We start from the raw sequence: 16,506 nt of genomic DNA on the forward strand, positions 1-16,506 counted from the left end.
AAAAAATACCACCTGATCGGTAGTATTTAGTTTATTTTTTTTATTTATTTAAAATCAAACAATTAGTTTTTGCTGATATTATTGAGGAATAATCACGATACCATCCATTTCAACCAATGCATTTTTAGGTAAAGAGGCAACACCTAATGCTGCACGTGCAGGATAAGGTTGAGCAAAGTATTCGCCCATGATCTGGTTGACCAATTGAAAATTGGATAAATCGGTAAGAAAAATATTGAGCTTTGCAATATCTGCTAAAGAGCCGCCTGCAGCTTCACAGACTGCTTTTAAATTATCAAAAACACGTCGAATTTGTGCTTCAATGCCTTCAACCAATTCCATGCTATATGGATCTAAGCCAATTTGCCCTGAAAGATATAATGTGTTGTCTACTAAAATGGCTTGTGAATAAGTACCAATTGCAGCAGGGGCATTTTCAGTATGGATCACTTGGCGGGACATTGATTTCTCCTTGATTTCAAATCATTTCATCATAAAGCATGAATGGCATGCAAAGTGCATCGAAGATTATCGATAAACATTACAGGTCTTAATTTAGCACGCTTTTGCTTTTAGCGTCTCATTAATTGAAACTGGCATAGACATTCGACTAATACGAGGAAAACCAAATTGCATACGTAATTCACGAATGATTTGTGCAATTTGTTTACGATTATTCACCACGATATTCACATAGGTTTTATCTTCATGAGAGCGTACTGATTCAACCCCAGTTTTTGCTTTACGACATAAGTAAATCAATTCTGAAATTTGTTCATCGGTTAAAATAAGATCAATACTCAAATAAGCATTAAAGTTCACATCTTCTTCTTCTTCCGATGTCCACTGTAAAGACATGATATTTTCAGGATGTAAATGTTGTTCATGCAATAAGTTATGACAGCGTGCACGATGCACAATTAAGCCACGACGGGATAAATGTCCTTGAATAGGATCTCCCAAGACTGGGTTACAACAGTGTGCATATTTTACATCGACACCATCTGTACCTTGGATGAGGCGATTTGAAGCATGTTCTTCAGTGGCTTTAGATTGGGCAAATAAATGGTTGGCGACCAGTTGTGGTAGTAGGTCTCCCACTGCAATTTGCTCAAATAAAGTGTCTTTATCGGGCACATGGCGCCACTCTAATAGATCTTTCCAATCCGCTTCGGATAAGTCTTTGGTCGAGCGATTAAACAGTTTTAAAGCACGGTTGAGCGCTTGTTGTCCCACTAGGCGTTGTTCATCTGGATCTTGATCTCGCAAGATATTTTGAATCGCACGGCGCGCTTTTTGGGTATTAATAAAGCTTAACCAGTCTGGGTTTGGCGTTGCCAATACATCGGTAATGACTTCAACCACCTGACCACTGACTAAAGGTGTTGAAAGTGGTTTAATTTCACCATTAATTTTAGCACCCACCGCATGGTTGCCTAAAAATAAACTCGCAGAATACGCAAAATCAACGGCTGTGGCGCCTTGTGGTAATTCATGTAGCTGACCATGTGGGGTGTAGACCCAGATCTTTTCTTGATGTAAATAATCAAGTAGATCGCTAAATGTGGTTTTTGCACATTCACCACCGACAAGAAGATCTAAATTCTTCATCGATGCTTGAATCGCAGAGCGACAAGCTTGTGGCGCATTTTCACCGAGGACCACACCAAAGCGCGCAGCTTTACGCATCAACTCGGTTTGAATGGTTAAGGACAACGTGGTACGTTCACCTTTGAGTTTGATCATTAAAGACTGATTTCCGCCTGGTAATGGGCGACGAATATGGTCTTCATAGTCGATGACTTGGAAATTTTCACGTAAGGCATCGACCAAGCGGTCACAATCCGCGATGCTTTGTAAAACAATTTCAAAAGCATGGCTATGGGTGAGCTCTTGTAAGTCGATTTCATTTTTTACAAAGTGGCGTAACAGTTCGATATTATTGTTTTTCTTTTTGATGCGCCCTTGAATATTATAGTTATTGAGCAACTCAGCTAAGTTTTGTTCCCAAACCGATTGATATTTACAGCGCTCAGGTTTTGTTTTGAGTAAATTTTCTTGTACATCATTGTACATATCGAGATCTAGGTTTTGATAGCACAGATGTTCTAAGTTATCCGCCATCTCGTTCATACCTACAAGCCGTGCCATAGGAACAAAGATATCAAAAGTTTCTTGTGCGATGCGTGCACGTTTATCTGGCCGTAAAGCACCTAGAGTCGTCATATTATGATAACGATCGGCGAGTTTGATAATAATGACACGGGGGTCTTGTAGGGTAGCTTGAAGAATTTTACGGAAAGACGCAGCTTTATTATATTCTTTATCGCTGGAATGACTCAGTTTGGTGACCCCATCGACCAATTCAGCCACGGTTTTACCAAATTTTTCAGTGATATCTTCTTTGGTAAAGTCTGTATCTTCAATCACATCGTGCAATAAGGCTGCCATGAGCGTTTCGGCATCCATACGCATATGTGCCAAGATACAACTCACCGCAATCGGGTGTAAAATATAGGGTTCACCACTTTTACGTGTAATACCATCATGCGCAATATCAGCATAATCACAAGCCACAAGTACTCGCTCGACATCACTTGGTTTTAAGTACGCGTCGATAATTACATTCAACTGTTGCTTGGATTGGCTGACCTGTTGGCCTGGCATAGAACACCTATCTTAAATTACAAATTTGAAATATTTTTCCTAATGCTTTAATGAAAAGCATATTGAGCCGCTTGTCAATTTCTAGACATCAAATATATCTATTTTTTTTAACAAATATTTTGAATTTTGTCGATTGATTGGCAAAACTTTTTGCAAAATAATTGAAATAAAAAAGCCTAGTTGAAAAACTAGGCTTTTTTCAAAGGCACTGGGGCTGTTGATATTTCATAAATGGCTTGCGTTGTAGGCTAAAATTGAGCAGGCAAGGCATGAAATGAAGAGAATAGCGAGACTATTTTCGAGTTTCATAACGCAGACTGAGATAATTTTAGCCACAACCTTTCAGGACTAGTGTGTTTTTGCCGCTACGTCGTTACGAGCTACTTATTTAGAATGACTAAATCTCATATCTCGTGCCTTGTATCGCCTAAAAAACACGCGTAGTCGCAAACATAGACGAACTGTCAACAGACCCTGGCTTATTGGAAAGAAAAACCTTCAAGATTAAGATTGTTTGCTGATAAAGCAAGGTCAAGACTAGACGTTTGGTAATCTTGATCACGTTGCTTCAAGATATCTTTAGTCACATGACCAATCGCAATTTCACGTAATGCAACAACAGTCGGCTTATCATTGTCCCACTCAACAGTCGGTTCAATGCCTTGACGTGCCAATTGACGCGCGCGTTTGCTTGCCACTAGTACAAGCTCAAAGCGGTTGTCCACATGGTCTAAACAATCTTCAACGGTTACGCGTGCCATAAGAATTCTCGTTTGAATACAAATTTTTTAAATAGACTGTGCAGTATAAAATGCTTTCATCATAGACTCAAGTTTTAATCGAAGCTTATTTAGAAAGCATTTAGATCATAAGTATTTAGATCTAAGATTGTGGTGTAATCAATTTGGTAATTAAAGCCTGATGACGATTTGCCTGTTGATCTATTTTTAAGCGATTGGCATTAATAACAGATTCCAAATCATGTAACGCTTTATTGAAATCATCATTGATGATGATGTATTCAAAGTTGACATATTGTTGCATGTCTTCCACTGCACAACTTAAGCGATGTTCAATAACTTCAACAGAGTCTGTGCCACGATTTGAGAGACGTTGACGTAAATCAAACTGCGTTGGAGGAAGAATGAAAATTTGTTTAGATTCAGGAAAAAGTTTACGAACTTGCTCAGCACCTTGCCAATCGATCTCAAGTAGCACATCATGGCCTTTTGCCAATTGGTCTTTTACAGTTGCTTGCGCAGTACCATAATAATTACCAAAAACTTCTGCATACTCAATAAAACCACCTTGATTGACTTGATCGAGAAAGTTTTCTTTAGAGGTAAAGTGATAATGAACACCGTCGAGTTCGCCAGGTCGCTGACCACGAGTCGTATGTGAAACTGAAACGTGTAAATTGCTCACACGCTCAAGTAGCGCTTTAACGAGAGATGTTTTGCCTGTTCCTGATGCCGCAGAAACGACAAACAATAGACCCGACATGATATTTTTCCTGATATGATAAAATATCTTCTCTATTTTAGAGTAGAGCGAAGACAAACAAAACTGTTTTTACACATTGTTTGTGTTTAATCGATAAAATATATCCAACCATTGAAGTGAGCATTGAGGGTTTTATGGAAATTGTATTGGCTAATCCGCGTGGATTTTGTGCAGGTGTAGATCGTGCAATTGCCATCGTCAATCGTGCGCTTGAATGTTTTAATCCACCTATTTATGTCCGTCATGAAGTGGTTCATAACAAATTTGTGGTTGACGATTTACGTCAGCGCGGCGCAATTTTTGTGGATGAGTTAGATGAAGTGCCTGACGATAATATTGTTATTTTTAGCGCACATGGCGTATCAAAGGCGGTTCAACAAGAAGCTGAACGTCGTGGTTTAAAAGTATTTGATGCAACTTGCCCATTGGTCACTAAAGTACATATTGAGGTCACGAAATATGCGCGTGAAGGAACTGAAGCAATTTTGATTGGTCATGAAGGCCACCCTGAAGTTGAAGGGACCATGGGACAATATGACAAAAAGAATGGTGGTGAAATTTATCTGGTTGAAGATGAAGAAGATGTCGCTTCATTAACAGTACATCATCCTGAAAAAATAGCATTTGTGACCCAAACAACTTTATCTATAGATGATACGGCCAAAGTAATTGATGCTTTGCGAAATAAATTCCCTCAAATTCAAGGGCCTCGTAAAGATGATATTTGTTATGCCACGCAAAACCGCCAAGATGCTGTGCGAGATTTAGCAACACAATGTGATGTGGTGTTGGTGGTTGGCTCTCCAAACTCATCGAATTCAAATCGTTTACGTGAGTTGGCTGAACGCATGGGGAAACATGCCTATCTGATCGATAACGCAGATGAGTTAAAGCAGGAGTGGTTTAACGTCAATCATAAGATCGGCGTTACAGCAGGGGCATCTGCACCTGAGATTTTAATTAAACAAGTAATTCAACGGCTACAAGACTGGGGTGCAACAGCGCCGCAAGAATTAAATGGTCGTGAGGAAAATATCACATTTAGTTTACCAAAAGAGCTACGGATTCATGTAACGCAAGCTTAAATTTAAACTTTATTTTTTAAGCAGATAGCTGAGATTTCAGTTATCTGCTTTTTTATGCCTTTTATCCAACTTGTATTGGTTTTGTAAGTATTTAAGTTATGATTTTTAATAGGGTAGCGTTTTGTTGCAATGGGGGGAGCAATGCAAAAAAATCGAGGATTCACCTTAATTGAGTTGATGGTGACGATTGCTGTTTTAGCGATTGTTGCGTCGATTGCAGCGCCTTCTTTTTCAAAGCTCTTAGCAACCTATCAGGCGAATAAAAGCAATGAAGAGTTAATGACAGCACTAAAAGAAGGGAAGAGTCGTGCATCATCAATGAAAATGTCTGTGATCGTTTGCCCGAATAGAGATGGCTCGAATCAGGAAATAACAAAGACACTCTGTTTAACCAAAGCAGGAGTTAGTACAGCCAATGTTTCAAATTTCATTGATGCAAAACGTGTCATTTTAGCCAATATTGATAAGGCTGTTAATGTTGGTGGTGACTTATATGTTGTTTTTAGTGCTATTGGGTCATCACTTGATAATGTGCCAAGTACCAACCTAAAGGCAAGAAAAATAACAATATGCGGTAATAAGGAACTCACCGAAATAACAGTGTCCGTTATCGGAATTGTATCCTCTGAAAAGAATGGAGCATGCTCATGAAGAATAAGAAGAATCAATTGGGTGTGGGGCTCGTTGAAGTTTTAGTTGCCCTGGTTTTGCTTGCGATCGGGGTTTTGGGATTTACTGCTTTACAGTTAAGGGCTGTAGATGCGACTAGTGAAGCACTTACAAGATCTCAAGCAACACTAATTCTGAGAGGCTTAACAGAAAGTATTCGTGCTAATCCTAATGGTCAATCTAGTTATCCTGCTGCTGTAAAAGGGTATATTGGTGTGGGAGAAAAGTCTCCGAAAAAAAAATGTTTTAATGCCACATGTACACCAGCAGAAATGGCTGATTATGATTCATATTTGGCTGCCGATGCAGCATCAAGAATCGGGATTAGTATTACAATGACAGATTGCCCAGGGGTAGGCAGTACAATTAAAAGGCAATGCTTATTCGCTGCTTGGGATGAAACTGCATCGAAGTTAAAAGCAAGTGATTATAGTGCTTGTATGAGTAGCACAGGAACGTATGTGTTTACTGCAAAATGCCTAATGATGGAGGCATATTAATGAGATTCATGACAAAGCACGAAATAATGGGACCTCAGAAGGGTTTCACACTAATTGAATTGATCGTTGCTCTTGCTATCGGTCTTATTATTAGCGCTGCAGCTTTGCAATTGTTCACTGGTGGTTTAATTACGGCAAAAATGCAAGAAGCAAGTGCAGAGTTACAGGATAGTGGGGTGTTCGGTGTCGATTATATTGCTAGAGATATCCGTCTCGCGAATTTTGGAAATGTAAATAATCCAGTGTTAGATACAACAACACCCAATGGTGGAATTATTTTTACCAGTGGAGACCCAGCTTTAGGCAAGGCAAATTTACAATTAAAAGATGTAAGTGCAGGATTGTTAACAAAATCAGGAGGTCCTACTGGGGCGAGTTCTAGTAGTGATCAACTCACGATTATGTTTCAAGCACCCAATAAAATGATGAACTGTGAAGGTAGAGAAGTACAGGCTAGTGAGTATGTTATTCAGCGTTATTTCTTAAGGACAGATAATGGTAACTTGGCATTGGCTTGTGATGCAAATACCCCAGGAAATAGTGTCCCTTCTATTGCCGGATTAAGTGATTCAAATAATGGTGAAGTGATTATGCCAAGAGTGGATCTTGTTAGATTTTACATCGGAGCAAAAGCTGGAAACAATTTTAGCTATTACACTATTGAGCAATTTAAGACAGCAGTAAAGGCGGCGTCCTCTCCAAATATTCCTAGAGTTGTTTCCATTAGAATGATGGTTTTGGTGCGCTCTAAAGATCCAATAACAAATAAAAATATAGATCCATCTAAAGAAAGTTTTAATTTCCCTGATGGTGACGTGACTTTGACGGATAAAAGTACCAAATATTTACGACGTTTATATACAACAAATATTGCATTAAGAAATGGCTTAGGAGAGAAGATTTATGAAACATCGAACTAACCTAAGCAAGCAGAAAGGGTCAACGATTATCGTTGTTATGATGATGTTGTTATTTTTAACAATAGTTGGAGTGATGGCGATTAGGACCTCTATGACGACATTGAATATTGCAACAAATGCGCAAATTGGTCAGCTTTCAAGTCAAACAGCAGATACACCAATCAACCAAGTTTTTTTAGAGGATTTAAATAAGCAGGTGAATCTTTCAAGTGTTATTGGTAAGGCTTTGAAAGATGCAGATACAGAACCTGATAAAGAATATGTTTTTTGCTATAAACCTAAAGCGAGTACTCGATTTGGTTCAGTTACATCCATGGCTGTGCTTAGAAATACGAGTTCTGGTGTTGAGTTGGTTGAGGGAAGTACAGATAGTTTTTGTAATTTAACCACTGACTTTGGTAGTGCAAGAAGAGGAGTAGTTACACAGGTTTCTATTAAAATTCCAACAGATACCACTGATTTACCACCTTTGGCATTACTCGCAAGAAATATTAATGTAAGTGGCGGACAAACAATTCCACAAGGGGTAACTGAGCAAAAACGTATTCGTATGACGACAGTAGCAGTGATGCCCATTTATGCTAAAAACTTGTCTGCGGCTCAAGCATGTTTAAAAGAAAATGTGAATGATAATTTAGATGCCGAATCTAATGCTAAACAAACAACAGCACAATGTCTCGTAAATCTTGGTGTTCCAGTTAACAGTCAAGTCCAAGAGTTTAATTTGCAAACATTTATAAAAATGGTTAAAGCACCAGTATAATGATGAGGAATGTAAAATGAAATCTAAAAAGCTTACGGCTTCATTGAGTTATGCAGGCAAGCAAAAAAAATTAAATTTAGGCATGGTTGGATTTACAACGTTTGTCGGTACATTCCTGATAGTTTCTTCTGTCACCAAAGCGAATGATTTACAAATTTATGCTGCACCTACTGCAGGAAAAAAGACATTAGTTATGATGTTGGATACATCGGGGAGTATGGGACCCGCAAGTGGAAAGGGGTTTAGCTATCGAGATGATTACGGCTTAAACTGTGGAATCAGTTATAACCAAACGTCTTTAGCAACCTTGACTACAACTTTATCAAATCTTTCTAATAATACAGCGTATCGTATTAGTTCAGGAACTGTGCCTAGTTATGATCGTAATTTTTGTTATGTGTCTCCTAATTCAGCAACTAGTGCGGTTAAAGATGAGGTTTCTGGCTGTGAGCAAATTACAAATTCGAGCGGGAAGATAACAGGTTATCAATGTTTAGACCGATTGACTCGTTTAAAAGATGGAATGTTTGCTTTCTTAAATAGTGAGGATGCTTCTTTAAGACAGGTTCGTGTTGGTTTAGGGAATTATTCTGCCAATGGAGATGGTCGTAGCGGTCAAATTTTAGTGCCTGCTAAAGAGTTGGGTGCACTGAATTCTTCTCAAAGAACTGAATTAAAAAATGCGCTTAAAGATCTGAAAGCTTACAACGGTACACCTACTGCCCATGCGTATGCAGAAGCAGCAGCATATTTAATGGGAACGAATACTTTACAATCAATCTACTTAAATAATGCTCCTTTCTTCTTTACATATAGAGATTACTGGGGAAGAACTATTTACAATCAATGTAATAGTTGGAATAACGCGGGAACAAACTGTAATTCTTGGTATACAGTGAATTCTATCAATACAAGTGGTTTAACAGCTCAATCATGTACTATAAATGGTAATAGTGGTACATGTTATAATAAAACAGGTACTGTTTTATTCTCAAATACAGATAGTGGATTTACAAAATCTGCTGATAATACAAAAGTCGCTGATAATACAAAATATGACTCTCCACTTCCTATTGTTGCTGATCGTCAAAGCTGTGATGGACAAGGGGTTTATATTCTTTCGGATGGTGCGGCCAATTCTACATCTGAGAATCAAGCGAGTACCTTAATGTCTAATGCTTTGGACTCATTTGGAAATAACTTTAGTTGTAATGGAGGCTTACCCGAGGGTTATGACGGGAATAATCCAGGAGGCTGGCGTTGTATGGGGGAGTTTGCAAAAAAATTATTTGATAAAGCACAGAATCCAACAGGTGTGTCTATTCAAACTGCTTTTGTAGGGTTTGGTGAAACGATGAATAACTTAAGTAATGGTTATGTAGAAAATGCTTGCAGACTGAGTTCCCGTACGCAAAATGATCGGACTTCAGATGATCAATGTTCTCCAACAGCACCTAGCTATAAGACGCCCAACCCAGGTTATGGTAATGGCGGATTTTTCATTGCAAAAGAATCTAGTGAGATTACCAATAGTGTAATCCAGTTTATTGATAACTTAGGGAAAAATCCAATTAGCCCACTATCAACAGGAGCAATTTCTGTTCCTGTGGATGCCTTAAGTCCACAATCTTTCCAACCGTATGGTTATTTGAGAGCTTTAGAGCCAAAACCTGGGACTCAAAATATTACTTGGACAGGAAACTTAAAAAAATACAATATTCAAGGAGGAGCTTTAAAATCTGGAAGCAATTTTGTTTTTCAAAGCAATGGATTGCTCAATCCAAACTCTCAAGATATTTGGAACAGTACTTCACTCACAGATGGCGATGGTATTACAGCGGGTGGGGTCTATTCAAAAATTAAATTGCCAACACTTGCGAGCCCTAATGGTTATAGACCACTTTATTCAGATATTAAAACTGTGGCATCAGGTGGTGTAATTACTTCGACAGATAAAAATTCAGATTTATTTTTAGTGACTCAGTCTGTAACAACCCCAACTAATTTATTGGATAAGTTTAAGACAGATAGTCGATTGAAAAATTTAACATTAGATATTCAATTAAAGTTATTAAATTATCTAGGTTATAACTTAAGTCTAAGTTCTACACAGCTTCCAAATAGCTTAGATACCCCTAAAGATGCTTTTACATCTATGGGGGCAAGTATTCATTCTTTTCCAGTACAAATGACTTATAAGGGAACATTAGATGCAGATGGTAATTTAAAGTCTACACGTGATCAGTCTGTACTTTATGGAAGCATGGAAGGTGCCTTACGTATCGTAAACTCTTTGACTGGTGAAGAGCAGATGGTATTTGTCCCTGCTGAAATTTTACAGGACAGTACTTTATCAAAAGCTTTAAGAAAGGGGGAATCTGATGTAAACGGTGTGACACAAGGGATTAATGGGGCATGGATTGCTGATTCAGACTATAAGGTGACTAGCGGAAGCGATACGGATACATCGGTCGTTGCAAATAAGATGAATGTGTATGGTGGAATGCGTATGGGAGGAACAAGCTATTATGGCTTAGATGTCCTTAACCCAAGCGCACCTAAATTACTTTTCCGTATTCTTGGTGGGGCAGGTGACTACACTCGCATGGGGCAAACTTGGTCTAAACCTGTACTAGCCAATATTCGTTATAACAACCAAATTACCCGAGTGATGATTGTGGGTGGTGGTTATGATATGTGCTATGAAAATCCAAGATTTAAATTGAACTCATCAAATTCCAATACAGATTATCCATCTACATCATGTAACAATAAAGCACAGGCAGATGGTAATGCAGTTTATATTATCAATGCAAAAACTGGCGAAAGAATTTGGTGGGCAAGTAATTCAGGTGCTAATACGAATAATGCAAATATGACCCATAGTATTGTTAGTAGAATCAGTACTTTGGATCGAGATGGGGATGGCTTAGTTGATCACCTCTATTTTGGTGATTTAGGTGGGCAAGTATTTCGTATTGATTTAAATAATGCCAAAAATACTCCAGTCGCATCCTTTGGGAAAAGAGTTGTTCGTTTAGCAAATCTTGCAACAAAAGCCGATGGAACAAGTATTACAAATGGAGATCAATCTCGTTTTTATCAACCACCAACGTTAACTGTACATGATGAGGCAGGCTCAACATTTGTTATGGTTGGTATTGCGTCTGGTGATCGTAGTACACCATTGGATGTTTCACCGAATAAAGGTCGTGAACTCATGTTGCCTTTAAATGAGTTAACTGGGCGCCCAACAAATAAAGTTTATGGATTGATTGATCGTGATATTGCAGATAGTGGATTGATTACAGGTACCAAAGATCCTAAAACCGGCGCATATAAAGATATTGACTTAAAATCAGTTGATATTTCTTTGAAATATCTTAAGGAAAATCCGCAAAATATCACAGGTATCATTTCTTCGACTTTTTTCCCATACGCTAAAACAGGTATGCAGGGATGGTATCGCTCACTCTCTAGTGATCAGAATGGAAATCCAGTATCTGGACGAACTGCGGGAGGCGTGAAAGCATTTGAAGAAGAACCAGTAGCGATGACGGGAAGACTAATTGTTCCAATTTATGACCCTGAAGGTACGGGTATTGTTGATCGACAGAATCCTTGTCAACCTCGAATTATTGGTGAAAGTAATACTCAACAGTTCTGCTTACCATATGGAGCCTGTTTGGATTCAAAAGGCGTGGTTGATTGGAGTCTTGAAAAGAGCACTGGTTTTCAGATTGTAGATGGCAAGAATCAAAATGTCTTAGGACCAGGTATACAAGGTATTACTTTTGGTCCAGATGATACTAGTGGTGGGAGTAATACGGGTAATAATTGTGGAGCCTTAACTTTGCTGGGCTTACAACAAGGCAAAGGAAGATGGGAATGTAATAAAATCTTAAACCCTATTCGATGGTATGAGAAATATGTTGAAGCTAAGAATAACTAATCAATATGAGAATGTGATAAGTCAAACTTGTCACAGAAATAATCATGGCTTCACATTGATAGAAATGATGGTTGTTATTGTTATCATTGCAATTTTAGCTGCTATTATTTATCCAAACTATCAGGATCACGTTAGAAGAGCTGCAGCCGCACAAGCGCAGCAGGAAATGCAGAAAATTGCAAATCAGTTGGAGATATTTAAATCTAAGAATCTCACCTATCAAAATTTTGATTTAAAAGATTTATATAGCTCTAACTCGTCAGACGAGATTTCAACACCTGTTGGATCAACTGGGGATATGGTTAAGTACAAAATTACACTCAAAGATTTGACTGATCCGACTTTGTCGCTCAAAAGTTCAGCTACATCAGGATTTGGTTGGGCAATAAAGGCAGAAAGTACAGATGTTAAAAATTATAATTTACTCATGACGAGTGAGGGAGTTCGTTGTAAGACGAAAGACAGTGTAACTTTTACAGCATGTACAGGTAGTGATATTACATCATGGTGAAAAGTATGAAATTAAAAGGTTTTACTTTAATTGAGCTATTGATTGTTGTGGCAATTATAGGGATTTTGGCTGCGATAGCATATCCAGCATATCAAGACTATATAATTAAGACCAATAGAGTTGATGCACAAAGTGAAATGCTTCAAATTGCCCGAAATATATCCAATTATAAAATGGCGAAAGGGACATTTAAAGATGCCAAATTGGAAAATGGAGCATTTGAAGAAGATTATCCAAGTGTTGGAGAAGCAAAATATAAAGTTAAATTAGAAGTTTCTAAAGATAATTTAACTTGGTCTTTAAATGCTGCTCCAATAGCGGGTTCTCAGCAAGCCGGAAATGGTGATGTCGGATTAGATAGCCAAGGCCAAAAATGTTGGAGCAAAGGTACCACTTGCACCCCATCAGCAACCACAAATTGGGACGGCAAATAAAAATTAAATTCAAAATTGTGGATAAATAAAATTTGATCTTTCTTTCATGACAAAGATAACGTAAAATATTGCCCTCTATGAAAGGGGTTTGAAATGTATCGATGGTCGGTACAAGGATAATCCGTAAAAACTATAAGGTTCTATCATGGTTGTAATTCGTCTAGCACGCGGTGGTGCTAAAAAACGTCCGTTCTATCAAGTAATCGTAACTGATAGCCGCAATGCGCGTGACGGTCGTTTCATCGAACGTATTGGTTTCTTTAACCCTACAGCTCAAGGTAAAGCAGAAAAACTTCGTTTAGATGCTGACCGTTTTGCTCACTGGGTTGCTCAAGGCGCTCAACCGTCTGAACGTGTTGCTTCTTTAGCTGCTCAAGCTAAGAAAGCTGCAGCTACTGCATAATTAAATCTTTAATTAGGCAGTAAGCCCATGACACCAGCACAGAATGTGCCCGAAGATCGTATTCAGATTGGACAGCTACGTTCAGCATATGGATTAAATGGGTGGCTCTGGGTCTATTCCAATACAGAACCTATGAGCAACATATTTGACTACCTTCCTTGGTACATTGAGACCAAAGCAGGTTGGCAAATTGTAGACGTAAAACGTTGGAAACCACATGGTAAAGGCTTGGTTGTTTCGTTGAAAAGTGTGAGTGATCGCACCGCAGCAGACAGCTTAGTTGGCGCGAATGTTTGGATTTCAAAATCGCAACTGCCTCAAGCAGGCGTGGACGAGTATTACTGGTCTGATTTAAAAGGTCTAATCGTATTAGGTCTGAATGATGAAGAGCAGGAAGTAAATCTTGGTCAAATCCACGAATTGTTTGAAACAGGCGCCAATGATGTCATGGTTGTTCGTGCAACAGCAGATAGCATCGATGGCGAAGAGCGAATGATTCCATGGCATAAAGATGTGGTGCAACGCGTTGATCTCGAAGCTGGTCGTATCTATGTCAATTGGGGCGTAGATTTCTAATCCGATAAGGATTGGCGCAGCAGGAAAATAGAGGAGTCTGCGATGTTTTTTGCAGTCATTACGCTTTTTCCTGAAATGTTTGAAGCGATTACAGCGTACGGAATTAGCGGGCGAGCGGCAAAGCGTGACATTGTACAAGTTCATTGTATCAATCCGCGAGAATTTGCTGAGGGTAACTACAAGCGAGTGGATGAACGTCCATTTGGTGGTGGTCCTGGCATGGTGATGATGGCTGAGCCTTTGGCAAAAGCAATCCACCATGCAAAAGAGATTGCAAAGCAAGCAGGTGCAGTTCATGTTCCTGTGGTGTATATGTCACCACAAGGGCAGACCTTAAATGAACCTGCAGTACAACAATTTGTTGAATATGACGGATTAATTGTGCTGTGTGGACGTTATGAGGGGGTTGATGAGCGTTTGATCCAAAAATATGTTGATCAGGAATGGTCGATTGGAGATTACGTGTTATCAGGCGGTGAACTCCCGGCGATGGTTTTATTGGACAGTATTATTCGACGTTTGCCGAATACCATGTCAGATGAACAATCCGCAGTGCAAGACTCATTTGTGGATGGTCTTTTAGATTGCCCACAATATACCAAGCCAGATCATTTTGAAGGTTTGGATGTTCCTGAAGTACTTAAGTCAGGGCACCATGCCAATATTGAGAAATGGCGGTTTTTGCAACGCTATCAACGCACTTTAGAACGCCGACCTGAGTTGGTGGAACAAGTTGAGTTGACCAAGCAGCAAAAAAAATGGCTAAAAGATGAGCGAGGGTAGGCAAGCATTGATTATGTTTGTTTCAACGCACGTCAGAAGCTGTACTTCTTATTAGGAATACAACAATTCATCATTGTTGTCCTGCGGAATGTGAGTTCCATAAGAAGTCGGCTTCAAGAAAATACTTATGATTAAGTACTTATATTAGGCTCTTTATTGATCTGAATAACATCAGCAATAAAGGGAAAGATAAACGGGTTGATACGCGATTTAGCCTCTATCCCCAGCGGTTGTGCAGACCTCTTCTGTCCCGCAAAACGGAGATTCCCACAATGAGTGGTAAACATCCTTTAGTTCAAGCAATTGAAAACCAACAGTTAAAAACTGACCTCCCAACTTTTGCTCCTGGTGACACAGTTATCGTTCAAGTAAAAGTAAAAGAAGGTGATCGTGAGCGTCTTCAGGCTTTTGAAGGCGTAGTTATTGCGAAGAAAAACCGTGGCTTGAACTCTGCGTTCACAGTACGTAAAATTTCTAGCGGTGTTGGTGTTGAGCGTGTATTCCAAACTCACTCTCCAATCGTTGCTAAAATCGAAGTGAAACGTCGTGGTGACGTTCGTCGTGCTAAGCTTTATTACCTACGTGAATTGTCTGGTAAAGCTGCGCGTATTCGTGAAAAATTACCAGCGCGTAAACAAGGTTAATTTTAACTTTGCTTTACAGCTAAAAAATGCGTCATTTGGCGCATTTTTTGTTTCTTGCTACAGTTAAAGTCCTTGTAGTTTCAGGCGATTGGTATGTTCACGATAGACTTGTACTGGGTCTGGTGAAAAAATTGCACGTAATCCTAAAATTTGATTGACCTCATCTAAGTGATTCCAACGATAATCATCACGAATCGTTTTACCGAATTTGGCACTACATCTTGAGACTAAGCCATCATTATCACGACCTGCGTTAATTAATAGGCTTGTGCCAAGTAGGGCAGAATCCAAGTCGAGAAGATTTGTAACGGCGGTATTGCCCGTAAATGAATAGAACTGAATCCCTTTTTCTTGATAAGCCCCTTCACCACAAGCTGTGGTACCGACACCCATCGGGAATTTATTGTTAAATAGTGCAGAACCTTCAATGGTGAGGCTTTTCCCACCTGCTAACGCATCATGAGGAAGTTCTTTGGGGTTAAGACCTTGCGCCCAGACAATTGCTTTTGAAAATAAATTGACCACACTCACTAATGGACCTTGAAGTGGCGTGCCTTCTATACTTAAGATAATGTTTGCAACAGGGCTCCCTTTTTGTGGTGAACCAACAGCAGTCACAGATGCAACTTGGGTAGGCATGATGCCTGCGACATAGCGGCTGGTTGGGCCACCATGCGAATGTCCGATCAGATTAACTTTTTGACTGCCGGTAATTGCCAGAATTTCTTCGACTTGCTGAGCCAATTGCTCACCACGGACTTCAGTAGAATTAAAGGGTGATACTCGCGTAGCCCATGTATTGGCGCCGTTACGAGCCAAATCTGGTAAAATTTGATACCAGTAGTCTAGTCCTAAAACATCGCCAGCACGAATAAACCCAGCCATACCATGCACAAATACCACAGGATATTTGGTTTTTGCATAGTCCGAGTTTACTTTACTGACAGTCACTTTTTGCGCATTATTAGATGCATATGTGGTTGATAATGTACTCGCCAGCAGTAGACTCGCGATAATACGTCCATATTTCATGTTAAAACTCCATCTATTTTATTATTGGGCGATTTACATACCTCAATTTTAAATGTATTGAGTG

The 16,506-nt window shown here is 39.2% G+C and carries 17 protein-coding genes; 12 read left to right on the top strand and 5 right to left on the bottom strand.

Annotated features, from left to right (window positions below):
- Window positions 1-78: 78 nt before the first annotated feature.
- The 4 genes from AS4_RS01715 to gmk all read right to left on the bottom strand — a co-directional run bounded on the left by AS4_RS01715 (window position 79) and on the right by gmk (window position 4,170).
- Window positions 79-462: a RidA family protein gene (locus tag AS4_RS01715; protein ID WP_004718306.1), complete on the bottom strand. Its 384-nt coding sequence runs from the start codon at window positions 460-462 to the stop codon at window positions 79-81.
- 93 nt (window positions 463-555) lie between these two features.
- On the bottom strand, window positions 556-2,667 hold the full coding sequence (locus AS4_RS01720) for a RelA/SpoT family protein (RefSeq protein ID WP_096732769.1): 2,112 nt from the start codon (window positions 2,665-2,667) through the stop codon (window positions 556-558).
- Between the two features lie 479 nt (window positions 2,668-3,146).
- Window positions 3,147-3,428: a DNA-directed RNA polymerase subunit omega gene (rpoZ, locus tag AS4_RS01725; protein WP_004718302.1), complete on the bottom strand. Its 282-nt coding sequence runs from the start codon at window positions 3,426-3,428 to the stop codon at window positions 3,147-3,149.
- 121 nt (window positions 3,429-3,549) lie between these two features.
- Window positions 3,550-4,170, bottom strand: a complete 621-nt coding sequence (gene gmk / locus AS4_RS01730; protein WP_034617459.1) for a guanylate kinase — start codon at window positions 4,168-4,170, stop codon at window positions 3,550-3,552.
- A gap of 134 nt (window positions 4,171-4,304) precedes the next feature.
- Between gmk and ispH the strand changes: the two genes are divergently transcribed.
- The 12 genes from ispH to rplS all read left to right on the top strand — a co-directional run bounded on the left by ispH (window position 4,305) and on the right by rplS (window position 15,410).
- A complete protein-coding gene (ispH, locus tag AS4_RS01735) occupies window positions 4,305-5,255 on the top strand; it encodes a 4-hydroxy-3-methylbut-2-enyl diphosphate reductase (protein WP_096732771.1) in 951 nt (316 codons plus the stop codon).
- Between the two features lie 141 nt (window positions 5,256-5,396).
- Window positions 5,397-5,906 (top strand): pilus assembly FimT family protein, encoded by a 510-nt coding sequence (locus tag AS4_RS01740; RefSeq protein WP_167468922.1) that lies wholly within the window; start codon window positions 5,397-5,399, stop codon window positions 5,904-5,906.
- Entirely contained in the window at window positions 5,903-6,424 is a 522-nt protein-coding gene (pilV, locus tag AS4_RS01745; protein ID WP_034617453.1) for a type IV pilus modification protein PilV, read from the top strand. The genes AS4_RS01740 and pilV overlap by 4 nt, the downstream gene beginning before the upstream one ends.
- Before the next feature lie 8 nt (window positions 6,425-6,432).
- Complete coding sequence (locus tag AS4_RS01750) at window positions 6,433-7,344, top strand: PilW family protein (RefSeq protein WP_227548111.1); 912 nt, start codon at window positions 6,433-6,435, stop codon at window positions 7,342-7,344.
- Window positions 7,328-8,107 (top strand): pilus assembly PilX family protein, encoded by a 780-nt coding sequence (locus AS4_RS01755; protein ID WP_096732777.1) that lies wholly within the window; start codon window positions 7,328-7,330, stop codon window positions 8,105-8,107. The genes AS4_RS01750 and AS4_RS01755 overlap by 17 nt, the downstream gene beginning before the upstream one ends.
- 82 nt (window positions 8,108-8,189) lie before the next feature.
- Window positions 8,190-12,059, top strand: a complete 3,870-nt coding sequence (locus tag AS4_RS01760) for a pilus assembly protein (RefSeq protein WP_096735468.1) — start codon at window positions 8,190-8,192, stop codon at window positions 12,057-12,059.
- Window positions 12,037-12,570 carry a type IV pilin protein gene (locus AS4_RS21915; protein WP_096732779.1) on the top strand — a complete coding sequence of 178 codons (534 nt, stop codon included), beginning with the start codon at window positions 12,037-12,039 and terminating at the stop codon, window positions 12,568-12,570. The genes AS4_RS01760 and AS4_RS21915 overlap by 23 nt, the downstream gene beginning before the upstream one ends.
- Before the next feature lie 5 nt (window positions 12,571-12,575).
- Window positions 12,576-13,004, top strand: a complete 429-nt coding sequence (locus tag AS4_RS01770; RefSeq protein WP_096732782.1) for a type IV pilin protein — start codon at window positions 12,576-12,578, stop codon at window positions 13,002-13,004.
- A 145-nt stretch (window positions 13,005-13,149) separates the two neighbouring features.
- Window positions 13,150-13,407, top strand: a complete 258-nt coding sequence (gene rpsP / locus AS4_RS01775; protein ID WP_004718284.1) for a 30S ribosomal protein S16 — start codon at window positions 13,150-13,152, stop codon at window positions 13,405-13,407.
- Between the two features lie 27 nt (window positions 13,408-13,434).
- Window positions 13,435-13,983: a ribosome maturation factor RimM gene (rimM, locus tag AS4_RS01780; RefSeq protein ID WP_096732784.1), complete on the top strand. Its 549-nt coding sequence runs from the start codon at window positions 13,435-13,437 to the stop codon at window positions 13,981-13,983.
- A gap of 42 nt (window positions 13,984-14,025) precedes the next feature.
- Window positions 14,026-14,766, top strand: a complete 741-nt coding sequence (gene trmD / locus AS4_RS01785; protein ID WP_096732786.1) for a tRNA (guanosine(37)-N1)-methyltransferase TrmD — start codon at window positions 14,026-14,028, stop codon at window positions 14,764-14,766.
- Between the two features lie 272 nt (window positions 14,767-15,038).
- Entirely contained in the window at window positions 15,039-15,410 is a 372-nt protein-coding gene (rplS, locus tag AS4_RS01790) for a 50S ribosomal protein L19 (protein ID WP_004718278.1), read from the top strand.
- Between the two features lie 63 nt (window positions 15,411-15,473).
- On the opposite strand, the gene AS4_RS01795 is transcribed toward rplS, so the two are convergent.
- Window positions 15,474-16,442: a lipase family alpha/beta hydrolase gene (locus AS4_RS01795; RefSeq protein WP_096732788.1), complete on the bottom strand. Its 969-nt coding sequence runs from the start codon at window positions 16,440-16,442 to the stop codon at window positions 15,474-15,476.
- Window positions 16,443-16,506: the final 64 nt, after the last annotated feature.

The organism is Acinetobacter guillouiae (genome assembly GCF_002370525.2).
Lineage (GTDB): Bacteria > Pseudomonadota > Gammaproteobacteria > Pseudomonadales > Moraxellaceae > Acinetobacter > Acinetobacter guillouiae.

Excerpts from the sequence above, each read along its gene's own strand:
- AS4_RS01715 (WP_004718306.1), bottom strand. The coding sequence starts at position 462 with ATGTCCCGCCAAGTGATCCATACTGAAAATGCCCCTGCTGCAATTGGT.
- AS4_RS01720 (WP_096732769.1), bottom strand. The coding sequence starts at position 2,667 with ATGCCAGGCCAACAGGTCAGCCAATCCAAGCAACAGTTGAATGTAATT.
- rpoZ (WP_004718302.1), bottom strand. The coding sequence starts at position 3,428 with ATGGCACGCGTAACCGTTGAAGATTGTTTAGACCATGTGGACAACCGC.
- gmk (WP_034617459.1), bottom strand. The coding sequence starts at position 4,170 with ATGTCGGGTCTATTGTTTGTCGTTTCTGCGGCATCAGGAACAGGCAAA.
- ispH (WP_096732771.1), top strand. The coding sequence starts at position 4,305 with ATGGAAATTGTATTGGCTAATCCGCGTGGATTTTGTGCAGGTGTAGAT.
- AS4_RS01740 (WP_167468922.1), top strand. The coding sequence starts at position 5,397 with ATGCAAAAAAATCGAGGATTCACCTTAATTGAGTTGATGGTGACGATT.
- pilV (WP_034617453.1), top strand. The coding sequence starts at position 5,903 with ATGAAGAATAAGAAGAATCAATTGGGTGTGGGGCTCGTTGAAGTTTTA.
- AS4_RS01750 (WP_227548111.1), top strand. The coding sequence starts at position 6,433 with ATGACAAAGCACGAAATAATGGGACCTCAGAAGGGTTTCACACTAATT.
- AS4_RS01755 (WP_096732777.1), top strand. The coding sequence starts at position 7,328 with ATGAAACATCGAACTAACCTAAGCAAGCAGAAAGGGTCAACGATTATC.
- AS4_RS01760 (WP_096735468.1), top strand. The coding sequence starts at position 8,190 with ATGGTTGGATTTACAACGTTTGTCGGTACATTCCTGATAGTTTCTTCT.
- AS4_RS21915 (WP_096732779.1), top strand. The coding sequence starts at position 12,037 with ATGTTGAAGCTAAGAATAACTAATCAATATGAGAATGTGATAAGTCAA.
- AS4_RS01770 (WP_096732782.1), top strand. The coding sequence starts at position 12,576 with ATGAAATTAAAAGGTTTTACTTTAATTGAGCTATTGATTGTTGTGGCA.
- rpsP (WP_004718284.1), top strand. The coding sequence starts at position 13,150 with ATGGTTGTAATTCGTCTAGCACGCGGTGGTGCTAAAAAACGTCCGTTC.
- rimM (WP_096732784.1), top strand. The coding sequence starts at position 13,435 with ATGACACCAGCACAGAATGTGCCCGAAGATCGTATTCAGATTGGACAG.
- trmD (WP_096732786.1), top strand. The coding sequence starts at position 14,026 with ATGTTTTTTGCAGTCATTACGCTTTTTCCTGAAATGTTTGAAGCGATT.
- rplS (WP_004718278.1), top strand. The coding sequence starts at position 15,039 with ATGAGTGGTAAACATCCTTTAGTTCAAGCAATTGAAAACCAACAGTTA.
- AS4_RS01795 (WP_096732788.1), bottom strand. The coding sequence starts at position 16,442 with ATGAAATATGGACGTATTATCGCGAGTCTACTGCTGGCGAGTACATTA.